This window comes from Pseudoalteromonas sp. ASV78 (genome assembly GCF_047806705.1).
Lineage (GTDB): Bacteria > Pseudomonadota > Gammaproteobacteria > Enterobacterales > Alteromonadaceae > Pseudoalteromonas > Pseudoalteromonas prydzensis_A.
This window is the reverse complement of the sequence record NZ_JBLOPA010000001.1, coordinates 536,887-563,325: the sequence shown is the minus strand read 5'-3', so window position 1 is coordinate 563,325 and position 26,439 is coordinate 536,887. Positions and strand designations below refer to the sequence as shown.

The 26,439-nt window shown below is 39.4% G+C and carries 18 protein-coding genes; 7 read left to right on the top strand and 11 right to left on the bottom strand.

Translation table 11 applies throughout. From position 1 onward, the window contains the following. Positions 1–79: 79 nt before the first annotated feature. Positions 80–2,830 carry a TonB-dependent receptor gene (locus ACMVDV_RS02505; RefSeq protein WP_416157075.1) on the bottom strand — a complete coding sequence of 917 codons (2,751 nt, stop codon included), beginning with the start codon at positions 2,828–2,830 and terminating at the stop codon, positions 80–82. A gap of 723 nt (positions 2,831–3,553) precedes the next feature. Here ACMVDV_RS02505 and ACMVDV_RS02500 point away from each other — a divergent pair. Next, the gene (locus ACMVDV_RS02500) at positions 3,554–5,179 is read left to right on the top strand and encodes an alpha-glucosidase family protein (protein ID WP_416157074.1); all 1,626 of its coding nucleotides are present in this window, start codon (positions 3,554–3,556) and stop codon (positions 5,177–5,179) included. 103 nt (positions 5,180–5,282) lie between these two features. On the opposite strand, the gene ACMVDV_RS02495 is transcribed toward ACMVDV_RS02500, so the two are convergent. The 6 genes from ACMVDV_RS02495 to ACMVDV_RS02470 form a co-directional block, all read right to left on the bottom strand. Beyond that, positions 5,283–5,450: a hypothetical protein gene (locus tag ACMVDV_RS02495; RefSeq protein WP_416157073.1), complete on the bottom strand. Its 168-nt coding sequence runs from the start codon at positions 5,448–5,450 to the stop codon at positions 5,283–5,285. Between the two features lie 229 nt (positions 5,451–5,679). After that, a complete protein-coding gene (locus ACMVDV_RS02490) occupies positions 5,680–5,898 on the bottom strand; it encodes a hypothetical protein (protein WP_416157072.1) in 219 nt (72 codons plus the stop codon). Next, positions 5,864–6,007, bottom strand: a complete 144-nt coding sequence (locus tag ACMVDV_RS02485; RefSeq protein WP_416157071.1) for a hypothetical protein — start codon at positions 6,005–6,007, stop codon at positions 5,864–5,866. The genes ACMVDV_RS02490 and ACMVDV_RS02485 overlap by 35 nt, the downstream gene beginning before the upstream one ends. A 380-nt stretch (positions 6,008–6,387) precedes the next feature. Further along, positions 6,388–9,213, bottom strand: coding sequence for a TonB-dependent receptor domain-containing protein (locus ACMVDV_RS02480; protein ID WP_416157070.1), 2,826 nt, complete (start codon positions 9,211–9,213; stop codon positions 6,388–6,390). Between the two features lie 493 nt (positions 9,214–9,706). Continuing rightward, complete coding sequence (locus tag ACMVDV_RS02475) at positions 9,707–12,580, bottom strand: TonB-dependent receptor domain-containing protein (RefSeq protein WP_416157069.1); 2,874 nt, start codon at positions 12,578–12,580, stop codon at positions 9,707–9,709. 277 nt (positions 12,581–12,857) lie between these two features. Then, positions 12,858–15,245 carry a DNA polymerase II gene (locus ACMVDV_RS02470; RefSeq protein WP_416157068.1) on the bottom strand — a complete coding sequence of 796 codons (2,388 nt, stop codon included), beginning with the start codon at positions 15,243–15,245 and terminating at the stop codon, positions 12,858–12,860. 60 nt (positions 15,246–15,305) lie between these two features. On the opposite strand from ACMVDV_RS02470, the gene dinG reads away from it, so the two are divergent. The 5 genes from dinG (at position 15,306) to ACMVDV_RS02445 (ending at position 19,420) form a co-directional block, all read left to right on the top strand. After that, positions 15,306–17,381, top strand: coding sequence for an ATP-dependent DNA helicase DinG (gene dinG / locus ACMVDV_RS02465; protein ID WP_304178895.1), 2,076 nt, complete (start codon positions 15,306–15,308; stop codon positions 17,379–17,381). Continuing rightward, positions 17,381–18,157: a sulfite exporter TauE/SafE family protein gene (locus ACMVDV_RS02460; protein WP_304178897.1), complete on the top strand. Its 777-nt coding sequence runs from the start codon at positions 17,381–17,383 to the stop codon at positions 18,155–18,157. The genes dinG and ACMVDV_RS02460 overlap by 1 nt, the downstream gene beginning before the upstream one ends. Before the next feature lies 1 nt (position 18,158). Next, the gene (locus tag ACMVDV_RS02455) at positions 18,159–18,779 is read left to right on the top strand and encodes a primosomal replication protein (RefSeq protein WP_182767869.1); all 621 of its coding nucleotides are present in this window, start codon (positions 18,159–18,161) and stop codon (positions 18,777–18,779) included. A gap of 208 nt (positions 18,780–18,987) precedes the next feature. After that, positions 18,988–19,260 carry a late competence development ComFB family protein gene (locus tag ACMVDV_RS02450; RefSeq protein WP_416157067.1) on the top strand — a complete coding sequence of 91 codons (273 nt, stop codon included), beginning with the start codon at positions 18,988–18,990 and terminating at the stop codon, positions 19,258–19,260. Next, on the top strand, positions 19,253–19,420 hold the full coding sequence (locus ACMVDV_RS02445) for a DUF2496 domain-containing protein (RefSeq protein WP_416157066.1): 168 nt from the start codon (positions 19,253–19,255) through the stop codon (positions 19,418–19,420). The genes ACMVDV_RS02450 and ACMVDV_RS02445 overlap by 8 nt, the downstream gene beginning before the upstream one ends. A 32-nt stretch (positions 19,421–19,452) precedes the next feature. On the opposite strand, the gene ACMVDV_RS02440 is transcribed toward ACMVDV_RS02445, so the two are convergent. The 3 genes from ACMVDV_RS02440 to ACMVDV_RS02430 form a co-directional block, all read right to left on the bottom strand. After that, entirely contained in the window at positions 19,453–20,487 is a 1,035-nt protein-coding gene (locus tag ACMVDV_RS02440) for an isoaspartyl peptidase/L-asparaginase family protein (protein ID WP_416157065.1), read from the bottom strand. Between the two features lie 124 nt (positions 20,488–20,611). Then, the gene (locus ACMVDV_RS02435) at positions 20,612–21,316 is read right to left on the bottom strand and encodes a SapC family protein (protein ID WP_304178906.1); all 705 of its coding nucleotides are present in this window, start codon (positions 21,314–21,316) and stop codon (positions 20,612–20,614) included. Positions 21,317–21,714: 398 nt separating this feature from the next. Further along, positions 21,715–22,413 carry a SapC family protein gene (locus ACMVDV_RS02430; RefSeq protein WP_416157064.1) on the bottom strand — a complete coding sequence of 233 codons (699 nt, stop codon included), beginning with the start codon at positions 22,411–22,413 and terminating at the stop codon, positions 21,715–21,717. 63 nt (positions 22,414–22,476) lie between these two features. Between ACMVDV_RS02430 and ACMVDV_RS02425 the strand changes: the two genes are divergently transcribed. Next, positions 22,477–23,481 carry a cupin-like domain-containing protein gene (locus ACMVDV_RS02425; protein ID WP_416157063.1) on the top strand — a complete coding sequence of 335 codons (1,005 nt, stop codon included), beginning with the start codon at positions 22,477–22,479 and terminating at the stop codon, positions 23,479–23,481. 48 nt (positions 23,482–23,529) lie between these two features. Here ACMVDV_RS02425 and ACMVDV_RS02420 read toward each other — a convergent pair whose 3' ends face one another. Beyond that, complete coding sequence (locus ACMVDV_RS02420; RefSeq protein ID WP_416157062.1) at positions 23,530–26,181, bottom strand: TonB-dependent receptor; 2,652 nt, start codon at positions 26,179–26,181, stop codon at positions 23,530–23,532. Positions 26,182–26,439 lie beyond the last annotated feature (258 nt).

The window sequence follows — 26,439 nt, the reverse complement described above, 5'->3', positions numbered from 1 at the left end:
GGATCTCTATTGAGATCCCTAGTATCTTGTCTCAATCGCGTTTAATACAACTGAATAATACTGATTTGGGTATATTTAATTAAAATTTATAAGCAAAGCCTAATAAATAATTAGCCCCATAGCTTTGATAATCACGTACCGTTGCTTTATTACCGTCATGGTAAGTTACAAACGGCTCATCAGTTAAGTTTTGTGCTTGTAGCGATACTGTAAGACCTTGTAATGCTTCAATGCTAGACTCAGAGAAATCGTAACCAATTTGGGCATCCCAGATAGTCTCTTCTGCAACAACGACCGTTGTTCTTGCTAATGATAGACCATTTACTTCACCTAAGAAGTCAGAGCGGTAACGCATACTCACACGTGCTTGAAAACCGTAGTTTTCATAATAAAGTGTCCAGTTATAAACTTTATCTGATAGACCTGGAATGTCTTCTTTTTCACCGTTAAGATTATCAAGCGATGAATCTAAAAAGGTAGCACTAATAACAGTACCAAAGCCTTCAAGGCTATCACTGAGTATATTACCTGGTAATGTCGCCGTTAATTCAAGGCCAGATACTTTTGCATCACCTACGTTATCCCATGCACTCACTAGACCTTGATTAGTGATCGGCACTTCACCGTTAGGTGTATCAACATCAGCAAAATCACCCACTATTTGTGTATTGAACTGCCAATCTTCTATGTCTTTATGAAATAAAGCAGCAGCAAAATAACCTTCCGCACTAAAGTAATACTCATACGATAAGTCGATTTGATTAGCCATCACAGGACGTAAACTCGGATTACCGCCGCTTGCACTCCACGGTGAATTTTCTAGGTTAGTCGGTGGTGTTGTAACGTTATTTTTTGCCGCATCAAAGCTGTAGCTGTTACTTGCATTCATACGATCCATACGTGAACGCGACATTGTACGGGCTAAACCAAAGCGTAGCATTTGCTCTTCAGTCAACGATAAGTTTAAGTTCAAGCTTGGTAAAAATTCAGTGTACTTGTCACCAGCTGTATTAGATTGTACACGGACAAGGCCTGTATCCGGATCTGAATCAACCGCATAACCGTCAGAGCTTTGATCTGTATTTACAATTTGCAAGCCCACGTTGCCACGGGCAGGTAAACCAAACAATTCAGTATCTAAATCAGCTTTAACGTAGGCAGTTAAAATATCCTCTTGGACAGCCCAAATATTTGCCCAACGGCCTGTATCGGTATCAGCTTGATTAAATGAATCGTATGCGCCGCTGTTGTATAGGGCTAACGAATCATACGCAATCATGTCACCCATACCAATAAAATCAAGTGATACTGAGCCTAAGTAGTATTCATCTGGGATACGCACCATTTCAGGATACTGCTTTAGGCGCAGGTACTCACCGGTATCTTGTTTATCTTTTTCACGGCTGCTGTAGTTAACACCAAATTCAACTTGGCTTATCGGACTATTTTCAATAAACGTTTTTGCACTTAGCTTTAATGATGCTAATTCATCTTCAACATGTGGTCTATTTAAAAAGCCATCTTGACCATCGCCACCAACAACACTATTGCCCCAAGTACGTGCTGCACCCAGTTGAAATAAATCACGGTCTGAATAATCAAGTGTAGGGGTAAAAATGGCCCCTGCCATACCACTATCAAGGCTGTATTGTAGGTTATCACCCAGGCCTTCGTTGTCACCACGTCCTGTCGCTGCATAGCTTTCAAGGCCCCAGACATCACGTTCAACCTTTGAATAACTCACATCAGCAGCCACTTGCCAGCTGTCATTTATATCGTATTCAACGTTAAAACCAAGCGCGAGTAAATCAGCAGTCCTAAAGTTTACGTCATTACGAACTAAGGTTTTAATATTATTAACTTGGCCTTGAGTAACAACTCCACCATTGGTGGCTAACGTTTCATAATTTGTATCTGCACGACCCGCATTTAATGGCAGCTCTATGCCCCGTAATATTTGCTTATCTTCAAAATCAACATACATCGCATCGGCAGTAATATGTAGTTTATCTGATGGTGCAAACTCAAGCACACCTAAAAAGCTATCTCGGGTTAGCTCTGATGAACGTGCATAAGGCTTAGCGCCCGTCAAACGTAAATCGCCATCAGCACCACTTGGATCATAACCCCATGCATTCCAGCGTTGTTCTTGATTTGGTGATTCCATGTGGGCATAAGCAAATGCAACACCAATGGTATCGTCAGCAAATTGATCTACATAGCCAAACGAACCACGATAGCCTTTATTATCCATTTCTGGATTAACTGCATCCATTTCGTTTTGTTCAAAACGCACATTTGCAGTAATTGATTGTTCACCGGCTGATAGAGGACGCGTAGAGCGTAAATCAACGGTACCGCCAATCCCCTGAGTCATTAAAGATGCGTCAGGCGTTTTGTATACAACAACTTCGCTGATCACTTCTGACGGGTATAAGTCGTACTCAACACCGCGGTTATCACCAATCGATACTTGCTCACGACCATTAAATGTTGTGGTACTAAAGTCTTCGCCCATACCACGAATAGTAATTGAACTTGCACGGCCATCTAACCGTTGCGCTGCAAGACCTGGTAGACGGGCAATTGATTCTGCAATAGATGAATCTGGTAACTTACCGATATCTTCTGCTGAGATTGCCTCTACTACTGAGCTGCTGAAACGTTTAGTGTCGATAGCTTGAATTAAACTACGACGATAACCTTTCACTTCAATGACTTCTAAATCTTCATTCGCAGTTGTTTGTTGCTCAGCTGCAAAACCTGACACGCTAGTTAAGCCTGCGGTTGCAAGTGCAATTGTTAATATACTTGGTTTGAACATAGACATGATGTGTTTCCCGTTACCCAATTTTATATTACTAACTTTTAGCGAGTTGCTTGTGATAGAAGCAAAACCATTTGTTAGCTATTTTGTTGTCAGGATGAATATTAACGCCCGCCTTATTTTATTAACAACTTTATGCATACGTATTCAGGTTAGTGCAAAACCAACAACCTTAACAAATAATTCACAAAAATAACGACAACACCTTGTTTTTATAGGTATAAAGATGGGGCAGTTGAGCATTCTATTTTATAAAAGAAATATTCACTGCTTCGAGTTCCTTTAATGCGGTAATTTACAGTTTAATACCTTAATTATTAGTGTATTCACACTTTACATGCGCGTTTCAGTCGCTCTTCTCCCAAAGTGATAATTGGTAAGACCATTGATGGCGCTGCATCATAACGCTACAGAACCCATAGAATATGCACCAAGTTGGATTTACTACTTTGTTAATGATACGAAAACGAGAATTGGTAAACATTCATTTGCCGAACACATACCTTTGTTAATAGGTATTTCTGAGACTGTTTTCCTTGTCAAAGCGATCTATTTAGCATGCATACGTATGCATCCTTTTTACAGTATCAAGCCCTTCACGTATGCTTTTTAAAAAATAACGTAGTTCGTTTTAATCGAACTGCTAACAAGATTACGAACACACCATTTCTAAACAGCAATAATTGCTAGGGTAAAATGGGCAGTGTTGTCACGATGGAGAAAAAAATGGCTCAACAGCAGTGGTATAAAGGCGCAGTGATTTATCAGGTTTATCCGCGCAGTTTTCAAGATACCAACGGTGACGGCATCGGTGATTTAAAAGGGATCATCAGCCGGATAGACTATATTAAAAGTCTGGGTGTTGATGCTATTTGGATCTCACCATTTTTTAAATCGCCAATGAAAGACTTTGGCTATGATATCAGCGATTATCGTGACGTAGACCCTCTTTTTGGTGATCTTAATGACTTTGACGAACTTATTGCTCAAGCTCATCAACGTGATATTAAAATTATTATTGACCAAGTATTGAGCCACACATCAGACCAACATCAATGGTTTTTAGATAGCCGTGAAAACAAAACTAACGACAGATCTGATTGGTATGTTTGGGCTGATGCAAAACCAGATGGCACCCAGCCAAACAACTGGCTTTCTATTTTTGGTGGCCCAGCTTGGCAGTGGGAGCCGCGTCGTGGTCAATATTATTTGCACAACTTTTTTACTGAACAACCGGATCTTAACTTCCACAATCCAGATGTACGTCAAGCAGTATTAGACAACGTTGAATTTTGGCTGAAAAAAGGCGTGGATGGTTTTCGTCTAGATGCAATTAACTTTTGCTATCACGATGCACAACTACGTGACAACCCAGCCAAACCACCAGAAAAACGCCAAGGCCGTGGTTTTAGCGAAGATAATCCGTATGCATTTCAGTATCACCATTACAATAATACCCAACCTGAAAATATCAGCTTTATGCAAGATATTCGCACCCTGTTAGACAAGTATCCAGGTACCGTGTCTTTGGGTGAAATATCATCAGAAGACTCACTTGCGACTATGGCTGAATACACCGCCGGTGGCGATAAACTGCATATGGGTTACAGTTTTGAGCTACTAACCAATGATTACAGCAGTGAGTATATTCGCACAACAGTTAAAACACTGGAAGAACGTATGACTGAAGGCTGGCCTTGCTGGGCTTTTAGTAACCACGATGTAGAACGTGTGGCTAGTCGTTGGAGTAACAATGGCGAAGTAAACCCTGCGCAATGTAAAATGCTTACCGCCCTACTCGCTTCATTACGCGGTAGTGTATGTATGTACCAAGGTGAAGAGTTAGGTTTAGGTGAAGCAAGTGTGGCGTTTGAAGACTTACAAGACCCGTACGGGATAACTTTTTGGCCAAACTTTAAAGGCCGAGATGGCTGTCGTACGCCTATGCCATGGCATAATGATGACTGTGAACAGGCCGGGTTCTCTGCAACGAAACCGTGGTTACCGGTAGACGAAAACCACAAACACCAAGCTGTAAGCAAACAAGATAGCGATAGCGATTCGATTCTAAATGCGTTCCGCCATTTTATGACATGGCGCAAGCAACAAGCTATTTTACTCGAAGGCGATATTGAATTTATTAATACCCCAGAGCCATTGTTAGCTTTTTACCGTCGTTTTGCAGGCCAGACTATGTTGTGCGTATTTAACCTAGCGCAAGAGCCTGCAAGCCTCAACATTGAACACACTGATATTGTGCCACATACTGAACTGAATCATCACAATGGTACTGTAGAAGGACACACCCTCACCCTGCCCAGTTTTGGTTGTTTTTACGCAGCAGTTAGTTGATATTTTTTAGTAATATAAAAAGGATTTGCAAGATTGTAATTTCCTTTTCGAAAAGAGTAATCGGTCATAATCTATATTGTGGCCGATTTAATCTTTAAGTAATTTATTGTGCAAAGCGAACATGAATATCCACAAATGTCTTTTTAGTTAACATCAACAACCAGTACAAAAAACATACGCATGATACCAAGTCGATCAGTTTTACATGATCGGTGACAGTCATCACCTTGAACTTGCGAGCCGCTTTGGCCGCTAAGCCTTGGCGGCTCATACTGCCACTGATAGTTTTAGTTTGCTAATTATCTTCCAATCTTCCAATTCGACTTGGATACGGGATACGAGTGGCATCATATCGCTGCCTTAAATCAGCAAAAATCTGTTGTATTTGTTCATCGCGCAGCTGTTGTTACAATGCTCGCTAACTCGACAGCTAACCGAATTTAAGCCACTGATAAAAACCACTTCGCAATACCTTAAGCACCAAAGCCATACGCGACACCTTAAATTCTACTTGGTGTGTTAGCATAAATTTGAACCGCTTTATTTTTTTGATTCTTCGCGAAGTAGGTAGCCGCTTTTTTTAATATGGCTAAGTCCTCCGTTTGCTCTGCAAGTTGACGTTTCAGCTTGGCGACCTCGACAGCGAGTTCAGGTTGGCTTAAGCTTTTCTTTTGCTGGAACTTATTACTTATCGTGCCAAGCGGAGATTTGCGATTCATACTCACCTAAATCTCTAGCACCGGCAGCAACACCGATTTTTGCAGCTAACCGAACGGCTTCTTTTTTAAATTCAGTGGCATGAGTTTTACGTGGTTTCTTTGTTGTCATAAGTACCTCTATGGTAATGGTGATTGTACTTACTTAGTAGTGTGTCTAGAAGTAGTGGTAGGGATCACAAAAGAATAGTGACGAATTTAGGTCAGTGCAGCTAGTCAGAACTTGAGTAATTTATTGGAAACAATTCGTAGTACAGCCCACTTTAAAAAGATGCTGAATTTATAGCTTTTTCATACTCTTTTATTAATGCTTTTAGCTCTAAAAAGCCAAAGCCAAACAGAACCCCCCATAAATCCAATGTAGAGACTAAAATAACCTAAAAAGAAAAAATATCGCTAGAGCATATAGCCCTTCGACAGCTAAAAAATAAACCCTGTTCAAAAGAACAGGGTTTATCGTCAGCCTAAAGCCATAGTATACAATAAATTTAATTAGAACTTAGTTGTAAAGTTCAATTGTAAATAACGACCTGTTACATCATAAGCTTCTGATACTGTATTAATACCAGTACCACCATGCGATGAACTTTGGTTTGCAACTGGTGGTTGCTTATCAAACAAGTTACGAACTGTTAATGTAACACTTGTATTATCAGTAAAGTTATAACCTGCTGATACATCATGATAAACAACAGATGGGAAGTTATTATACTTCTCTAATGGTGTAAAATCAGTGTAGTTAAAGTTAGCACCTTCAACACTATCTACTGAGCGATCCCAGTAGCGCATACGCCATGAAACATTTAAATCATCCATACCGTAAGTTAGGTTTAAATTAGCTCTGTTATCTGGTGTAAGTACTTCACCAGCATATTCAACTGTTTCACCACTTTCGATACCAGTAGTATCGTATTTACGTAGATGGTTCCAGATTAAGTTAGCACCAAAAGCACCGTATTCAGTATCCAGAGTATATGCTAATTCAATATCAATACCTGAAGTTTCAATATTATTTTCGTTACTAGTACCTGAATTAACTTCAACTAATGCACCTTTATTATCACGTAATGCATTGCCGCCACAAGATGGGTCAAAGTTAGCTGAACTAACATCAAAACAGCGATTAAGTACAGTAGTACGACTAGTAGTAGATATTGCATCTTCTACTGAGATATCGTAGTAGTCAACAGTTAAAGAAAGCTCTTCTGTCATCTGCCAAATAACACCTACACTATATGTGTCAGCAGTTTCTTCTTTAACATTTTCGTTACCGCCAATAAAACCACCAGCGCTTTGAGCTTCGATCTGTGTAAGCTCAAACTTTCCATCAGCGGCTACACGCGCGGCTACTTCAGGAATTGATAAACAGTTTTGAGCTGCATTACCTGTGTCAGAAGCAGTAACGCCGCTACACGGATCTGTTACACCAGCAAAAGTCTCACCACGACCACCAAATAAATCAGCAATATTAGGTGTGCGGATTGCTGTCGCTGCAGAAGCACGGAATTTAAGCGTATCTAATGGAGAGTACTGAATACCAGCATTCCATGTTGTCTGACCACCAACAATCTCATGATCTGAATAGCGCGCAGCTAAATCAAGCTCAAGGTTATCGAGTATTGGTAAAATAGTTTCTGCATAGTAATCATTTGAATAATAACTACCATCTGTTGGCAATGATTTGTTAGTGCTAGATGCACCGGTTTGTGCCAAATCACCTGGGTTAAAGAAACCACTTTCTAAACGATGCTCTGCACCAACAGCAACACCTACAAAACCACCAGCTAATTCAATTGGTAACTGACCAACTAATGATGCTGAAACAATAAATTGTTCTGTTTGGCCGGCTATTTTAGCAGGTACTTTAATGTAATCAACAGCTTCCTGAGACACTGTACCTGCACCAAACAAGTTAAGTGGTACACAGCCTTGTAAAATAGCGAGATCGTCAGCACATTGAAGTGTGCCATCAGCGTTTTCTACAACGTCAAGTGCTTTTGCAGCCCTTTCTATATTAACTTGACCACCACTGTCTTGGCGCTGATCAGTTTTACCCCAAGAAACATAAGTATTTAAAGACCAGTCGTCATTTATAAACCAGTCAAAACCAGTTGCAATACGGATAGTATCACGCTCTAAATCTGTAGAACGAGGGCCAAACTCAACCATACGACGAACTAACTCAGGTATATTATCATCCATTGTAAGATCAGGGTTAGCCGCCATTAAATTTTGACGTAACAAATCAGGAATCATTGGATTACTTAATTTAATACCGCCTGTACCCCCGCGCGATGGAATATATACATCATTGGTAGTAAACGGAGTCTGTTCAATAGTTGAATTATAAGTTTTAGATGAATTCCAGTTCATTTCAGCAAAAAATTGAACCTCATCGTTTATATCTTGCTTGATATTTAAAGCTGCATACTTTCTTTCAAGGGGAGTAACAAGTTGGCGGAAAGCTGCACGGTTGAAAGCTTCTCCACCTGCCAAGCCTTTATATGGTGTACCATCAGCATTGAACCCACCAACACGACCTTGTGGAGGATAAGATGAAAACACCTTGTCAACATACTCATTACCATTTTCATCAAGTAATATAGCTTCATCAAATTCAGAGAAATCACGGTCTGCAGGTTTTAAGCCTTTATCGTCATCATAACCAAAAGATGCGGTTACGTTACCTGTGTTCCAGCTATTACCAGCTGTCAAACTTAAAGAGTATTTTTCACGATCACCTTCAGATGAAATACCTGATTGCGCATTAACTTCAACACCTTCAACATTATTACGAGTAATAATATTAACTACACCAGCGACGGCATCTGTACCATAAATAGCAGAAGATGCGCTTTTAAGTATATCGATACGCTCAATCATTGATGCTGGAATAGAGTTTAAGTCAACTGCATAACCGGTTGAAGGTGAACGACCAGATACAAAGCGACGGCCATTAACTAGAACTAGCGTTCTTGACTCGCCAAGGTTACGAAGTGAGGTTGTATTTAAACCAACACCAGAGGTGCTGAATGATGAGTTAGACTGGTCTGCTCCAGCTATTGTAACAGGAGACTGATTTAGGATATCAGAAACATTAATTGCACCCATAGCTACAATATCAGATCGACCGATTGTAGTAATTGGAACTGTAGTTTCGATATCAGTACGCTTTATACGTGAACCTGTAACCTGAATACGCTCAACTTTTTCTGCACCTTCTTCTGCAGCAATAGAACTTGCTGAAAAAGCAGCAGTAGAAGCTGCACCAAAAGCGATCGCTAAGCGAACTGCTTTTGAAACTTTATTATTTAACATTTGATTCTCCCTGGGTCATATTTATATATGATTTTATTAGTTTTAATTGCTGAAAACTGAGTACTAGGTGTCAATGTATGACACTTAGTACCGAATTGAGCAAGTCGATACTAATATTAGAGATGGCCAAAGGTCAACAGTTATTTAACCTGTAAATCGATAACTTTACAGATAAAGAACAAACAAGTTCAAGAAAGTTACATTACAACTAATTGTTTTATCTAAAAATAAAGCTATTATTTATATTGATAAGGTGATTTCCTTTAAAAAATTAACTATGTAAAAAACTTGTTCTAACTCAATAATTCATAGAAAAATCAATAAGAAGTTATACAATAGATTGCTTAGTAATGATATCAAAAGCGTTTATGGTGCCTCTAATACTTTCTGAGTTAGCGTTTTGTCGCGAAAAATTAAATCTATTCTCTATGTTAAAAAAAAGCCCTAACATATCGGGCTTTTGTTAATTTAAATTTAATGACTTATAAACTCATTAAAACTTCAAATTTACACTCATGTGGATAAAGCGACCTAATGTGTCATAAAATCCAGCAACTGTGTTTGCGTTTGAAGAAATGGTATTACCAACCATTGGAGGTTCTTTATCGAAGATATTATTCATACCACCAGTAAACGTTACATGTTCGTTAATAGAGTAACTACCAGATAAGTCGATAAAGCTATGAGAACCTATACCACCATTTTCAATTAATGAGGCATCTGCTGTTCCGTCGTAGTCAATACCACCATAGTAACGCCATTTAGCTCCTACACGCCAGTCATCACGGATGTAATTAACGTTAGCAGTATGACGCCATTTAGGCGAAGCAAAACAGTCTGTATTAATATTACCGGCACAGTCATAAGCTAAGGTTGAATCACCTAAGATAGGTTCAACTTCTTTCTTCATGCTGTAGTAACCGTTAATGTCAAACTTCAAGCTTGCATTTTCTAGATCCATTGAATAGGCTGCTGTAAGGTCAACACCTTCCCATGTTCTACCACCAATGTTGTCACTAAGGTTTGTTACAAAACCTGCTTGACCTAACCAAAGGCTACCAGATGGACTACGAGTAATGTTGTTACAGAAAAACTCGTCACCTGTTTCAGCACAGTTATTTAATATACGCTCTGCACCTACTGTACCAATAACTTTTTCAATTTCAATTTTGAAGTAATCAACAGAGAAGTTAAAGTTTTCAAAAGGAGAAGCAACTAAACCAATCGTAAGTGTCTCACCTTCTTCAGGTTGAAGTGCTGGGTTACCACCAGCTAGCTGGTTATATTGTCCTGCAGGTGATTCACCAATGCTACCGTATTGGTCAGCACTCACACCAGCATTAGCACATTGACTAGCTGAATAAGTAGGTCTCTCAGCTGCATCAACTGCACTTGGATCACCAGCACAACCGTCGGCACCACTCCATAGGCCAAGGCTTTGAGCTGCAAATAACTCACCTACGTTAGGGGCGCGTACAACTTTTGCAAAACTAGTTCTAAATTTGTAAGTATCTGCAAGAGTATAATCAACACCAACTGAATAGGTAGTATCTGAACCCGTTGTAGAGTAATCAGACCAACGAGCTGCAGTCGAAACATTTAGATTATCTAATACTGGAATTTGTAGCTCACCGTAAACTTCGTTTACGTCAATTGCACCATATAGACTTGGTGAAGGCCCACCTTGTCCAAGTAATTGACCTTCTTCGTAAACTGTATCTGATACACGTTCGTAATCTTGTTCACGGCGTTCAACACCAAATACAGCACCGACAGGAAGAGAAGTTGTAGGTAGAGTCCAATCGAATTCACCGCTAACATAACCGCTGTAAATGATTTGTGTTACTAAACCTGTTTGAGTACCAACACCCGCTAACTGAGCAGCTTGTTCTGGTGTTACACCACCAAGTTCAAATACGTTGTAGTATAAACAACCATCAGCCTCGTCACACTCCGTACCCACAGCACCAACGCGAGGAGCGATTTTTGGTGCAAGTAAATCATTTTTGTAAACAGAGCTTGAAGTTGTTGCAGAGTAGTTGTAGCTAACGTCGTATGACCAGTTATCGCTAAGCTCACCTTCCATACCCGTAAGTATTCTGTATGATGAGTGTTCTAAATTATCAGAACGAGGACCGCCTTCAACATTACGTTTACCAATGTATGCGACAAATTGATCAGTTCCATCTTGGCTGAATAAGCCTTGAAGCTGCTGCTTTTGAGCATCAGATAATAAAGGGTTATTGTAATCAAATAAAATCTCTTCATTATAGAACGTACCAGATTCAGCAATCTGGCCTGCTGTTCTGTTATGCATGAAAGAGAACTCTAAGTATGGACGGAAAGTTTCATTGATTTCATAATCAATGAATGTACCTAGTGTAAAACGCTCGTTTGGTCTTAAAAAGTGATTAACTGGAGCAAAGTTATAACGATAACCATCGTCTTCTCTAAAACCAGAACCATTTGGATCGAGGTAACCGTAGAAGTTTTGTTTATAATCAACTTCACCATCAACTACAGGATAAATATCAAAAAATGGATTTGGAGTTGTACCAGAACCACCACAAGATTGACCTGCGCCATCTAATGCACACGATGAGTAATCTCTAGAGCCTTGCAACAATTCAGTTTGACGGTTGTACGTTACATAACCTACAGCGTGACCTTTGCTGCCATCGAATCCACCACCCACAGTAAAATCTATGCTGTAAGACTTACCATCGATACCTGTGCTACCTGTATCGTATTCGAAGTCTTTTTCATCCATCAAACCTTGAATGTATTTGTTATCATTATTGTGTTGATAACCAGAAGTACCTACGTTAAGAGAAATACCTTCAAATTGGTCATCCATTACAAAGTTAACAACACCGGCAACAGCATCAGCACCGTAAACAGCAGCTGCACCACCAGTTAAAACATCCACTCGCTTAATTAGTGATGAAGGAATTTGGTTTATATCAGCAACTTGAGATGTAATACTACCCGCCTGCATTCTTCGGCCGTTTATCAAAACTAAAGTTCTGTTTGAACCTAGGCCACGTAAATCTACTGTTGCAGTACCTGTTGCGCCATTCGCTAAAAATGAACTTTCTGCAGCTTCAATTTGCGGTAACTGATTCAAGATATCTTCAACACGAGTAAAACCACTTAATTTAATCTCTTCAGCAGTCATTACAGTAACTGGACTAGACGTCTCTAAGTCTGTGCGCTTAATGCGTGAACCTGTAACTTGAATACGTTCAACCTTTTCAACGCCATCATTTTCTTCTGCAGCAAATGGGCTGGCAGAAAACGCAGCTGTTGATGCTGCACCAAAAGCGATCGCTAAGCGAACTGCCTTTGAAACTTTATTATTTAACATTTGATTCTCCCTGGACCACTATATTGTGGATTATTTTTATTTAGCTTTTGTAAACTATCGCAACAATTATGTTGCAAACGCACCATGATACTAAACAAAAAAAACCAATATGCCAACATTTGTTCACATCAATTTAATAAAAACAGTATAAAAAACCAAGAAAATACTAAAAAATGGTACAAAACAGACCAAAATAGCAACAATTAAATTTAAGCCCCTTCTGCTTGTATACTTTTCAGTAACATAAGCACTTAATAATACCGATATTTGGAACTATCTAAAGTAGCTGTAATTGTGCTTTATTGGACGAGTTGAAATATTTATTTAAGGGGAGAAGGATCATTTGTGCGATTGGTTTTAGTTGCTTTTCGACGTAAACGTTGTAGTCAAATTGAAATTCAGTCACTGATATTTGTTCAATAAATAGCTCTGCGCCTGATTTTGTATATACATACTCAACAACTTGCCCTTTACTGATCACAAATTCAGGGTGAGTTGCTTGGTATTTTTTTACTGCTTGTACTTGCGGCGGGGTGTTCTTTTGGTAATCAATTAAATGTTGGCCGAGTCTTTTTCTGTAAACAAGTTTATTGTCAAACTCTCCTGCGTATAAACGCGTAATATAACTTTCAATAATGGGTGTTAACATTTCAACAGTAAAACTGTCGCTGAATAAAGTTTCAAACAGTTCGGTTTGAAATTCATGGGCAAGCTGGGTCCAGTCACTGCGCGCAGTTTCCATCCCTTTGAAAATTAATTGCTTTTCACCATCTTTTTGCACTTGACCAACATAACGCTTTTTTGAACCGGTGGTTTTGCCACGGATAGTTGGCATAAAGAATGGGCTATAAAGTGTTTCAAATTCTATTTCTAAATAACTTTGTGTCGTGAAGCGCTGTTTTATTGTTTGCTGCCACTTTTTATTGATCGTATTAGCTAATTGCTTGCCGATTTCTTTACAACTTGCGGCATCTAGATCGTCGGGTAAACTGACAAATGTTGAATCGGTATCGCCATAAATAACGGTGTAACCAAGCTCTTCAATCCACTGTCTGCTGGTTTGCATGATTTCATGGCCACGTAAAGTTATGGAGCTTGATAAACGTGGATCGTAAAAACGACATCCTTTAGATCCTAACACCCCATATAAACTGTTCATGATGATTTTTATAGCTTGCGACAGCATGGGTTGATCAGTGTTTTTTGCGTGCTGCCTTGATGAGGCTAACTTTTTTATTAAATTAGGAAGGTGATGCTCAGTGCGAGAAAAAAATGCGTCTTTAAAACCGGCTATCGCGTTATCTGGATCTGCTAAGCCGCGAATTAGCCCGAGCGGATCAATACAAAACGTTTGCATAATTGATGGATACAAGCTTTTAAAATCCAACACGATGACATTTTTATACAGCCCAGGAATTGACTCCATCACAAAACCACCAGGACTTTCAAACGATAAACCATGATCGCCTAAGTTCGGTGCAACATAACCGCTACGATGCAATAACGGTAAATATAAGTTAGTAAATGCAGCCACTGAGCCACCCATTCGTTCCAGCTCAAGCCCTGTTAATTGTGTACGAACAATGGCAAATTCAATCAGCTTTAACTTTGCAAAGATACGATTAACTAACACGCAATCTTGACGGTTATACGCTGCAAGCGAGAGTTTATCTTCATTGAATTGACGAATAATTTCGCTCAAGCGGTTATCACTTTGGATTAACTTTTTCTCGCCTAGTATTTTATGGCTCACATTCGCAAGTGAAAAACTATCAAAATGATAAGTAGCATTTTTTAGCGTATCAATGCCATCGACCACACAGCGCCCTGGCAGGGTTAAACGGGTAAAATGCCCCTCGCGTATTTGTAGTTGACCATTACCTCGACCCAGCAATAATTTAACGCCTAGCGCCTCAGCGCGCCGATTAAGTACATTAAAATCAAATTCAATGACGTTCCAACCAATAATAATGTCTGGATCTACTTGTTGTATCAGCTGTTGTAATTGAGTCAGTAAATCAATTTCATCATGGCACCATTGGATTGCTTGTTCGCAATGCTCAGGTTCACCAACCATAATTACGCAATCAATTCCCTCTCCCACTAAAGCGACGGAAAACAACACGCCTTCGCCACTGCACTCAATATCCAATGACAGCGTTTTAAACTGTGGCGTATACGGTTCAGCGGCTTTTAACTGCGCGTTATCAATTTGAATATAACCTGCTTGCTGAGTTACATCACCGGTGACCCACACCCCACCACGAATAAAACGTTCCATTAAAAAACGGTCGCTGTGGCGTACATCTCCTTCGTACACTGTGATCTGGTTTTCGAAAGATTGGCTTTCTAAAAGCTGTCTTGCTTGATATAACGCTTGCGAGCTTGAAAAATAGCAAGCGATGCATTGTTCACCACTAAAGTGTTTGATAGCAACATCTTTAAATTCAATATTGATGTTGTGCTTTAAAAACAACTGTTCAGCAAGAGCATGCTGATTTGCTGGAATAAAAAACACCGCCTGTTGATTTGGCACTAGCACTTTTATCGGCCCATGATCTGAGCTTAGCCAATAACACAGGGTGATCCCGCTATGGCGGCTATACTTATCAGCGGCATATTGTTGCCTAGAAAGTATAAAGCCTTGATAGATTGCTTGTGTCAATGTTCGATCCCAATTAATATACAGCACTGTAATTATATACATACTTTAGGTTATTCACCCATGCTTTCTGATGCATTAAAAACGACGATAAGAAAAATTCACAAGCATGTGGCCGATAACCTCAGTGATTATCGCCCTCGCAGTAGCCAAAATTACTTAGTAGCCGAAATTGCCAAAACACTGGCGGGCGAGTACCACAAAAAACAACGAATTTGCGTTATTGAAGCAGGTACTGGTACGGGTAAATCGCTGGCTTATTGTTTAGGCGCGTTACCACTGGCGCTTGCGCAAAAAAAGAAGTTAATTATTTCGACCGCCACGGTAGCACTGCAAGAGCAATTGATAAGTAAAGAACTGCCCTTTTTTAAAAAGCATTCAGGCCTTGATTTCAAGTTTGATTTAGTCAAAGGTCGCCAGCGCTACCTATGTGCTCACAAACTACATAATGCGGTCAATGGTGATAATCAAACGCAAATGGAGTTTATGCCTACGCTTACTTCGCCACTGAGTGCAATGGAAACCAAATGTTTGCAGCAACTCTATGATGCTTACACTAATAAAAAATGGCAAGGCGATCGAGACAGCTGGGCAGATACCATTCCTGATCGCGTTTGGGGACTCATTGCTTGTGATAAACATGCTTGCCAACGGCAAATGAAAGCACATCAAACCTGTCCATTTCAGCTTGCTCGCCAACGCTTAATGCAAATGGATGTATTAGTGATTAATCATTCATTATTATTGGCTGATCTTGACCTAGGTGGCGGGAAAATTTTACCCGAGCCAGATAATAGTATCTACGTTATTGATGAAGCTCATCACCTTGCTCATATTACGCGTGACTTTTCATCTGCCGCAGCCACCATTAAAGGCACCATTGATTGGCTTGATAAACTCACTAAATTTAGTGGCAAAATGGCCAAAGTATTAGTCGGTCAAAAAGCCATTGGGCAAAATTTTAAGCTTTGTGACAGTATTAATGATGCTAATAAAGACTTAAAAGTTGTTCGCGATATTTTGGATAATGCCGATTTTAACTATTCAAAAGACGATACATACCGATTCGAGCACGGTGAAATACCTGAATCGTTGCACACTAAAGCCAAAGATATCAGCGAAGCCACCCTCGATGCCCTGCGCTGCTTAAATAAAATGCACGATACCTTAGTACAAGATGTCAGTGATGGTGATATCAAACCCTATGTTGCCGACCCTATTTTAGGCGAAAGCGGTCATTACATTAATCGCTTAGAGCAACTAAATAAACTGTGGTATAGCTATGCCACCAAGGGGGAAGGCACACCACATGCGCGTTGGATAAAGCGTTTAGAATACAAAAATCATCACGACCATCTACTCAGCGATTGCCCTATTGAAGTTGGCTACTATTTAAAAGATAAACTGTGGCGACAATGCGCAGGCGCGGTTTTATGCTCAGCGACCCTAACTGCGCTTGGTTCATTTGATCATTTTGCTTACGAAAGCGGCCTGACTAAAGAAGAAGGTGTAAAATACTTAAAAGTGCCTTCTCCGTTTGATTACCCGAATCAAGCCACCTTGCATATACCCACCTCACACATCGAGCCGACGGATAAAGAGTTTAGCGATCATCTGGCCAAAGTATTGCCGGATCACTTAAATACACAACACGCTAATTTAGTGTTGTTTGCATCTTACTGGCAAATGGATCATGTAGTAAAAGCCTTGCGCGCTAAAAACCTCGATATTTTAGTGCAAGGTGAAATGTCGCGTGAAGCACTATTAAAGCAACACACAAAGAATATAGATGCGGGCAAAGGCAGTATTTTATTTGGCACCCAAAGCTTATCCGAAGGGCTAGATTTACCCGGTAAATACCTTGAGAACTTAGTGATCACTAAAATCCCATTCGCGGTGCCCACCTCCCCCATTGAAGAGGCACAAGCAGAGTTTGTACAAAGCAAAGGCGGCAATCCATTTTTATCTATCACAGTGCCTGATGCGGCCAAGAAATTAGTGCAAAGCTGTGGTAGACTGCTGCGTAAAGAAAACGATCAAGGCCGTATTACCATCCTCGATCGCCGTTTAGTAACCAAGCGATATGGCAAAGCCATGCTTGACACATTACCACCCTTTAAAAGACAAATAGATTATTAATGTTTGAACTTGCACTAGACCCAACAACTTGGGCACTTCTTTGCGCCGTGGCGCTTGCCGCAGGCTTTATAGACGCAGTGGCCGGTGGCGGCGGTATGTTAACTGTCCCCGCACTTTTGACTGCAGGCCTGCCCCCCCATTTAACACTCGGTACTAATAAACTCGCCGCGAGTTTTGGCTCACTCACTGCAAGTGTGACTTACTTTCGTAAGCAACTATTTAATCCTCGATTCTGGGCCGCTTCAATTATCGCAACCGCCATTGGCGCGTTAATTGGCACACTAATTGTTGATTACCTTAGTATCGGATTTTTAAACAAGCTATTACCCATCGTGATTATTCTAGTCGCTTGTTATAGTTTGTTTGGCAATTTAAGCACGGTAGAGCACGATGATCTTCCACCATTGAATAAAGCAACTAAAATAAAACAATGGTTGCAAGGTTTAAGCTTAGGCTTTTTTGATGGGCTGGCAGGCCCTGGTACTGGCACTTTTTGGACTGCGTCAAATAGCTTACTGTATAAAATGAGTTTACTGCTAAACTGTGGTTTAGCCCGTTCAATGAATTTCGTGTCAAATTTTGTATCTCTTATAACGTTTGTCGCACTTGGTCATGTTAACTTTTTACTCGGCATTACTATGGGCTTCTTTTTGATGTTTGGAGCCTGGCTTGGCGCTCATTCAGCAATTCGGTTTGGCAGTAAGTTTATTCGCCCGGTTTTCAATACTGTGGTGATAATTTTAGCGTTAAAACTAATTTACGAGGCTTATTTATAAAATGCGAACAGCTTCTTTTGATAAGCTTTGCCAACAGGTTGCAACCTTAAAGCAGCATGCTGAGCAATTTGATAAAGCCAAGTTATTTGCTAAAAACCGTTATATGCAGGCGCAACCCAGTTTATTTGACCGTGGGGTGTTTACTACTAAAAGCATGAAATTAGTTGATTATGTGTTAGAAATTGAAGATGAAGTTAATAGCCTTCCACCACTGGAGCGTCGCCATGCTCATAATTATGCTTTAGAGCGGATCGGTAATCAGGTACAAGCCGTATTTAATGTTATAAAATCTACGCCGATTTGGGAAAAAGAAAATAAAAGCACTTACAAAGCCCGCAGTAAAACATTCAATAAATCGGCACCTTACCAACAAGCCGTAAAACAAATTATGCAACCCGCTCATGAGCTGTATGACGAACTTAAACAAAATCACGAGTTTGAGCGCCGCTTAGTGCTGATGGTTGAAGAATGTAAGTTAAGAATGCAAAACGTGGGTCCTGTAAAAGCCAAAGCCATCAACCTTGAGATCTTAGCTCTTCACGGCCGTCTTGGCCGTTGTAGAAAGGCGATATCTGCCACTGAGGAAAAAATTCAAATAGTAGAAAAACAACAGTTACGCTAGCTTTAACATCTACTCTGCGCTTGTACCACCTAACACCATTGTTTTCAATTGCTAAATATTAATTACTTAAACACGCGATTACTGAACTTGGGTTTTCGCAGCACACCACAAAAGCAAACGTAATGCTGCTTTTTTAAGCGATTGTCGATTTATACCCACACTTGGTATAAACTAAAAACAGCTCAATACCACTAAGGTAGATAACACAGTGCGATTACATGACGATATACACAATTACTATGAAAAAGTTATGATTGAAGAAATCATTAAACGACAACTTGAAAAACACTATAGTGAAGACGTAATGGCTGATTTTTGCTGTACTGTACTAAACCAACTACCCGCCCGTTACATTCGCTATGATGTGGATATGGAGTTTTACTTACCACAGGTCGAACGCATTCATATGGAGGAGCGAGTAAATATCGCCATTGATGTAGCAATCAGCCAAATAGCGAAAAAAAAGGCCGAGCATGAGTAAAGAGTTAACCCAAGCACCTACACACGTAAAACTAGCCGTAGACTTAATTATGCTGCTTGAACAACATGAAGTTGCCGCAGATGATGTGCTCAAAGCACTTGAGATCATCAAAAGCGATTATGAAAAAAAACGCCTCAAGCCTAACACACAGCCAGCGTAGTTTACTGGCTGTCGAATATCTACATAATCGCATTATTCGTCTTTAAAAATTGCTACATAGGTCGCTTGCGTATTTGATTTGCTGGCCCGGTACATACCACTGGTATTAAACGGTAAACTGATATTGCCTTTATTATCAACAATAATCACACCACCAGTGCCACCTATCGGCTTCAGTACATCGTTAATGACCTCATCGCCTGCTTGGACAATGGTTTTATTTTGATATTTAACTCGTGCGCAAATATCAGCCGCGACATTATAACGAATGAAATACTCGCCGTGGCCAGTGGCAGACACTGCACAGGACGCATTTTCAGCAAAGGTGCCAGCACCAATCACGGGGGCATCACCAATGCGACCAAAACGTTTCGCCGTCATACCACCAGTTGATGTACCCGCCGCCAAGTTACCGTTTTTATCAAGCGCAACAGCACCCACCGTGCCCATTTTATAATTAACCGGTAACGCCTGATGTGCTGCCTGATAATCTTTACTGGTCGCTTTGGCTTTGTCTAATTTTTCTTTGGCTTTTAGCAAGGCTTTATAGCGGTTTTCTGTATCAAACAGGTTATTTTCGACCAATGGAACGCCCTGCTCTTTGGCAAATTCTTCAGCACCTTGACCACTGAGCATCACATGCACAGATTCTTCCATCACTAGCCGAGCTAAGTTAATGGGATTTTCTATATGCTTAACCCCAGCTACAGCACCCGCTTGGCGATCGCGACCATCCATAATTGACGCATCTAATTCATGGCTACCATCGTAAGTATAAACAGCGCCACGTCCGGCATTAAAATACGGTGAATTTTCTAACACGTTGATTGCGGCAGTGACTGCATCGAGACTTTCACCGCCTTGCTCAAGCACTTTATAGCCAGTTTCAACCGCCTCTTTGAGTTTAGAGCGATAAGCTTGTTCTTGCTCTGGAGTAAAACGGCTTTTTTCAATCGTGCCCGCACCGCCATGAATAGCGATAGCGAAAGGTGTACTGGCGCTGATGGCTAATGGACTCAACGTTAAGCAGCACGCACTAATTAATGCGCTAAAAAGTGACTTGTTCATACAGGTAACTTGTGTTGGAAGTAAGTACCTCCAATGTGAATAAACTCAAGCTAAATTACAACCCTAACCAGATAAAAGACACAAAAAAAGCGCCCAAAGGCGCTTTTTTAATACTTCGTTTAAATTACGCTTGTTGCGCTTTTAAACGTGCTAAACGCGCTACTTGATGTGTAGACGTTAGGAATGAGTAAATTGGTGCTAGGTAGCCACGCTTACGAAGCTCTAAAAACTCTTCGTCGTTTAACTCATTAAGCTTTTTCTCATCAATAAGGTAGATCCCATTGATGTCTTTTTTCTCGCCTTTGATATCAACTGTCAATGTTTGTGCGACTAAAAGCTCTTTATCAGCAAGGTATTTAGTGAATGCTTCAGTTACATGAGAAAACTCAATAAATGATACTAGCGCTTCTTTACGACGTTTTAAGTAATCAGTTTCTTCGCCGTTTTCAAATAATGCATTCCCTTCAGCTTCACCCACTAATGAGCTTGCTTCGTCAATCACGATACCGTATTGATCTTCTTGTGGGTGTTTAACTAATCCAAGTGGGTAACGTGTTGTCGCCATAGGTGCAAATGCTGCAGTCCACTTACCATCTTTTACAAAAAGGTTTTCGCCTGGCTCTAAACCAAACATTGCTACCGCTTGAAATTGACCTGTTTCGTTGTTTTTCACGAAAGACATAGGGAACTCATTTGCTACACGCGCAAACTCATGTGCAACAACTGGCACTAAGTGTTGAGTTTTTAAAAATTCTACATTGATGCCGTTTTGAATTTTAGTGTTGGCATGCTTTTCATTGTGTAAAGGCTGTACTTGTTGCTCCGCCATGTTACTGCTCCGTTATATATAAGTTTATATTTTTGCTGTTAGTACCCTAAGGCTAAAGGTTTTGACGGCAAAAAGGAAGTGAAAATTTTGTGTCAATTTGCATGCTACCAAGTAAAAATAAGCTCCTCAGATAGTTGAAGACGGATAAAGAGTTTATCGTTTTTTATAAGCTTCATACAAAAGTATATGACCGATAATAACCATCTGTGAAAGCGGGTGAATTAATTAGTTAACATTGAACACTATTAGCTAAATACCCTAATACTGCTCTTTGTATGGGCTTTATTCAAAGAAGCGACTTAATAAAATCTTTAGCCGCTTTTTTATTTTTTTATGAAATCAAATATATTTTATTTCATAAAAATTAAAATTATTGTTAAATTTAATTTTTCGTTATATTAAGTATTTGCAGATAAATCTATAACACGTTGAAACTGACCAAGTGAAACAAGATGCGAGTATATAGCCTCAAGCATCCCTTGTTTTTGTAAAGACAATAAAGACTCGTCATCCAGCGATTTTAATAAATCCCTATCAACAGAATAAAGGCCTGAAATTTGCTTTTTTTGGCCATCGCCTAAATCAAATTTAAAAGAACACTCAGTGAGTAGCCCAAGTTCTACCAGTCGACTGGTAAACTGTGTTGATAACTCCTCTTGTCGGGCAAGTTCTTTTAGTTCAACTTGCTTATGAAGCAAATAGTCAGATGGCTCTCCTAACTCGTCAAATAATGCTTCACCATCATTTTCTGTATTTAATGCAGCTGTTTCAACAGCAAGAAAAACTTGACCTTCTGGGGTTTTAGCAAGCGAAAATGGGTGCTTTTTAACATGTTGAGGCACATATATTGCGTTAAACTTACCATCCTTGTAAAAAACATTTTTACCCGATTCAAGCCCTAAAATAGCAACCATTTTAAATGGGTTCTCATCGCTTGATTTCATAAAACATACAGCAAAGTTGAGTGCTACTTTGGCAATTTCAATAGGGGTGATAGGAACAACATGCTGATCCTTTATATGTGAAAAATTAGCATCAACTTTTACATACTGGCCTTTGTGTTTTTCCACGTTAAAAACTTCAAATTTATCTGACATTAAACACCTATTAATATATTATTATTTACTTAAAAATAACACGTATAAGAGACAATTTAAAGCATGCAAGTAGATAGATTAAGCATTAATAACATCAACAATATACAAGAGTTTTTGTGCAATTTAAATGAGCCAATTATAATAACAGATTTATTTTCTCATTGGCCAAGTGTTACACTTGCAAAACAATCACCTTTAGTGCTTCTTAGAAGCCTTGTTACTCAAGCATCTACTGAATTAGTGGATACTTTAATTATTGACAAGAAGTATAAAGGCCTAATTGGTTATACTGATAATAAATTTAAAAACTACACTTTCGAAAAACACAACGCACCACTTATTTCTGTACTTAAAAAATTAATAATTAATTTTAATAATCAAGGTTCAGATACTATTGCAGTACAAAGTGCACTAATAAATGAATGTTTACCTGATTTTTGTATTAAGAACTCTGCGCCTAAATTTTTAGCTAACGTTCCTCCTCGTATCTGGCTAGGCAATGCTGCTACGGTTCCTGGACATTATGACACTGAACATAATATAGCCCTAAACCTCTGTGGTAAAAGAACTTTTTATTTGTTACCCGCAAATGAAATAAAAAATCTTTACGTAGCACCCATTGATAGAACTGTGGCTGGCCCTGCAATCAGCTTAGTGGATTTTGAAAACCCTGATTTTGAAAAGTATCCAAAGTTTAAAGCCACAAAGGAGAAAGTGTTAACTGCAACTTTAGAGATCGGTGAAGCTCTCTATATACCTCCACTTTGGTGGCATAATGTAAAGGCCATTGATCCTGTTAATATACTCGTAAATTATTGGTGGGATCCAACGTCTACAAAATCGGATTTAGGATTAGAGGCAACAGATAGTTTATTACATAGTATATTAACACTTCGTAATTTGCCTGAATCACAGAGATGTGCTTGGCAAGCCCTTTTTTCTCATTATGTATTTGAGAAAACAGATGAGTTTAAAAATAAAAGTAATGAATATCACGGTATTCTTTCAAACTCTCATGAAAGTCTAAAGTCCGTTGCAAATGCATTAAAAGAAAGAATGAAGCAGTAAAAATAAAAATGCCGCTATACAGCGGCATTTTTTATGCACTCTGTTCGATTAGAATCGGAAATTTGCACCTAGTACGAATCTACGACCATTTTGGTAGATAGATAGTACACGATCTTCACTAGTGTTGAACTCAACAACTTTTTCATCCGTTAAGTTTATAGCTTCTAATACAACTGAAATATTTTCAGTTACATTATAAGTTGTACTAAAATCTAGCTGACCGTAGTCATCATTCCAAAGTTCTGTACCTGATGAATGAAGTCCTTTGTACCATTTAGTGCGGTAGTTATACATTGCACGAACAGAAAACATATCATTTTCATAAAATGCAGAAGCATTTAACATGTTTTCTGATGCGCCCATAACTAAACCTGAACCAGGGTTAGCCACATCACGTTCGCCATCATTATTTGCATCTGTGTATGTATAGTTAGCAGACACACCAAAACCATTACCTAAATCATACTGAAGTGATGCTTCTAAACCTGTTGTAGTACCACCTTCACCATTTGCAGGACGAGAAACTGTTGCTGTAACCCAGCTAGAAGTTTGCTGATCATAAAAATCTTGTGAAGATGTAGCTGTAGTTTGATAACTTTCAATATCTTTATAGAATAACGTTACAGCGAATAATGACGCATCATCAAAATAGAACTCCCAAGCGGCATCAAACTGATTTGCTATTTGTGGAGCTAGATTAGGATTACCGGCTTGTGCTGTAGGGTTAGTTTCACCTAAATTACCAGGCGCTGTAATTGGCGATATATCAAAGAAGTTAGGACGAGCCATTGTTCTAGCTGCAGAAAGGCGCACAATTTGGTCTTCTGCTAAGTCATATGACAAGTTAAAGTTAGGTAAAATCTCTGTATAGCTGCGAGATTCAGTAACCCATTCAAGTGTTGTTGGTGTTAAATTTGCATTTTCACCTGGATTTTTAACTGTTAATAGACCAGCTGAATCAGAAGAGAATAAGTAACCTGAAGAGTCTTGATCTGTTCTAGCTACACGAATACCAATGTTACCGCGGTAATCATCGCCAGAAAAATCACCTTGTACATAATAAGATGTTTTCTTTTCAACTACTTCAAAGATCTCACCTAAGTTTTTATGTACAGCATAAGAGGCATTTGGACCTAAGCCAAGTTCTATCATTTGAGCGCTGTTATGCGTTAATTGTTGCGTAATATCACCATTAACAACATCCGCACCTACGCTATCACTACCGACAGCAAGATCACACTTCGCTAAGGTATTACATTGCGAAGACAAGATCTGAGTCATGTAATTAGGGCTTGTACCATCCGTTGCAACACCCCAATGCCAGCTATATGCATTTCTGTCTTGTGTACGTTTTTGATCGCGATATTTCACACCAAATTTAACAGCTGTGAATGCACCTAATTCTACAGGTACATCAAAGTCAACTTGTCCATATGACTCATCATCAGTTGTTGGTTTATTACCACCCCAAATCCAACCACCATTAAATTTAGAAGGATCAGTACCATCAACCCCAGCATTTACTGTTGGTGTTGAGCCTGTTAAATCGAAGTTATAGTCACCTTGTCCACCATATTCCCATGATGTTTCATTTAAAGTACCACCTTCAGCTGCAGTAGTACCTAACTCAACATTCATAGAGAAAGAATCAGTTGCAAAATCAACATCTAAGTGAATTGAGTTTGTATCTGTTTTTGAAATACGGTTGATGTGATTCCAACGAACATCGGTACCACCAGTGCCTTTAACTGCATTACTGCCTACGTATGTTAAGTCAGCTCCTGCGCCAGGATTCATAAGTAAGAAATTAGAGTTAGTGTTATTAACATCCATTTTCGAATCTAAGATGTTTAATGTTGCGCTAAAATCATCAGAAGGTGCGAACTGAATTGAACTGAAGAAAGTTGTTCTTTCACGATCTTGACGGAAAACAGGAACGCCCATAGTACGCGGCGCGTAAGTACCGTCAGCTGAATTTGCATCCCAACCTAGTACTTCAAAACCTTCACGACGAACTGTACGGTCAGATTTTGAACCTGAGATCAAAATACCGAACTTTTCGTCTTCGTTTTTCCAAGAATAAAAACCTTCAACTAATGGATCATGTTCTTCTGATGATTCTGAATACTGGCTCTGTAATGTGATATGAGCCGTGCCAGAATCTAAATCGAGTGGTTTACGAGTTCTTAAAATAACAGTACCACCAATTGAACCTTCATCTAAGCGAGCTTCTGGTGATTTGTATACTTCAAGGCTACTTACTAGTGAAGAAGGTAGCATAGTAAAGTTAAAGCTACGTGATGGGTTATCAAGTATGAACCAATCCGCTGTACCTACGTTTTGACCATTCAATAAAGTACGGTTTTTAGTCGGATCAGAACCACGAACAGTAATTTTCTCACCTTCACCAAACTCACGGCTAACACCAACACCTGTAATACGTGAAAGTGATTCAGCAACGTTTTTATCTGGGAATTTACCAATATCTTCTGCAGTAATTGAATCTACAACCGCGTTTGCAAAGCGTTTGTTGTTGATATCGGCTTTCGCTGAAGCGCGAATACCGCGTACTTCAATGACTTCTACGTCTTCTTGAACTTTTACTTCATCAGCTGCGAATACAGCACCAGTGAAACCGGCACTCATTACAAGACCGATATTTACTGCTAATAAGCTTTTTTTAAAATTTTTAGCTAACACAGGATTCCCCTTGAATCATTTTGTTGGTTTTATTTATCACTTCTGCCCAGTGATGATGACAGCGTTGTCATCTAGTAACAAACCATACACTCTAAATTACAATTGTGCTACATCTTTTTAGTTATATTGTGTAAAAAAATAGCTATAAAAATACTAACCAATTGAATATTAATAGATTAAAAAATTAGAGTTTAGAAATTGTTACAGTTTAACGGCGTGAATATAACATGAATAAGTTTGAAAAGAGAAAAGCAAATA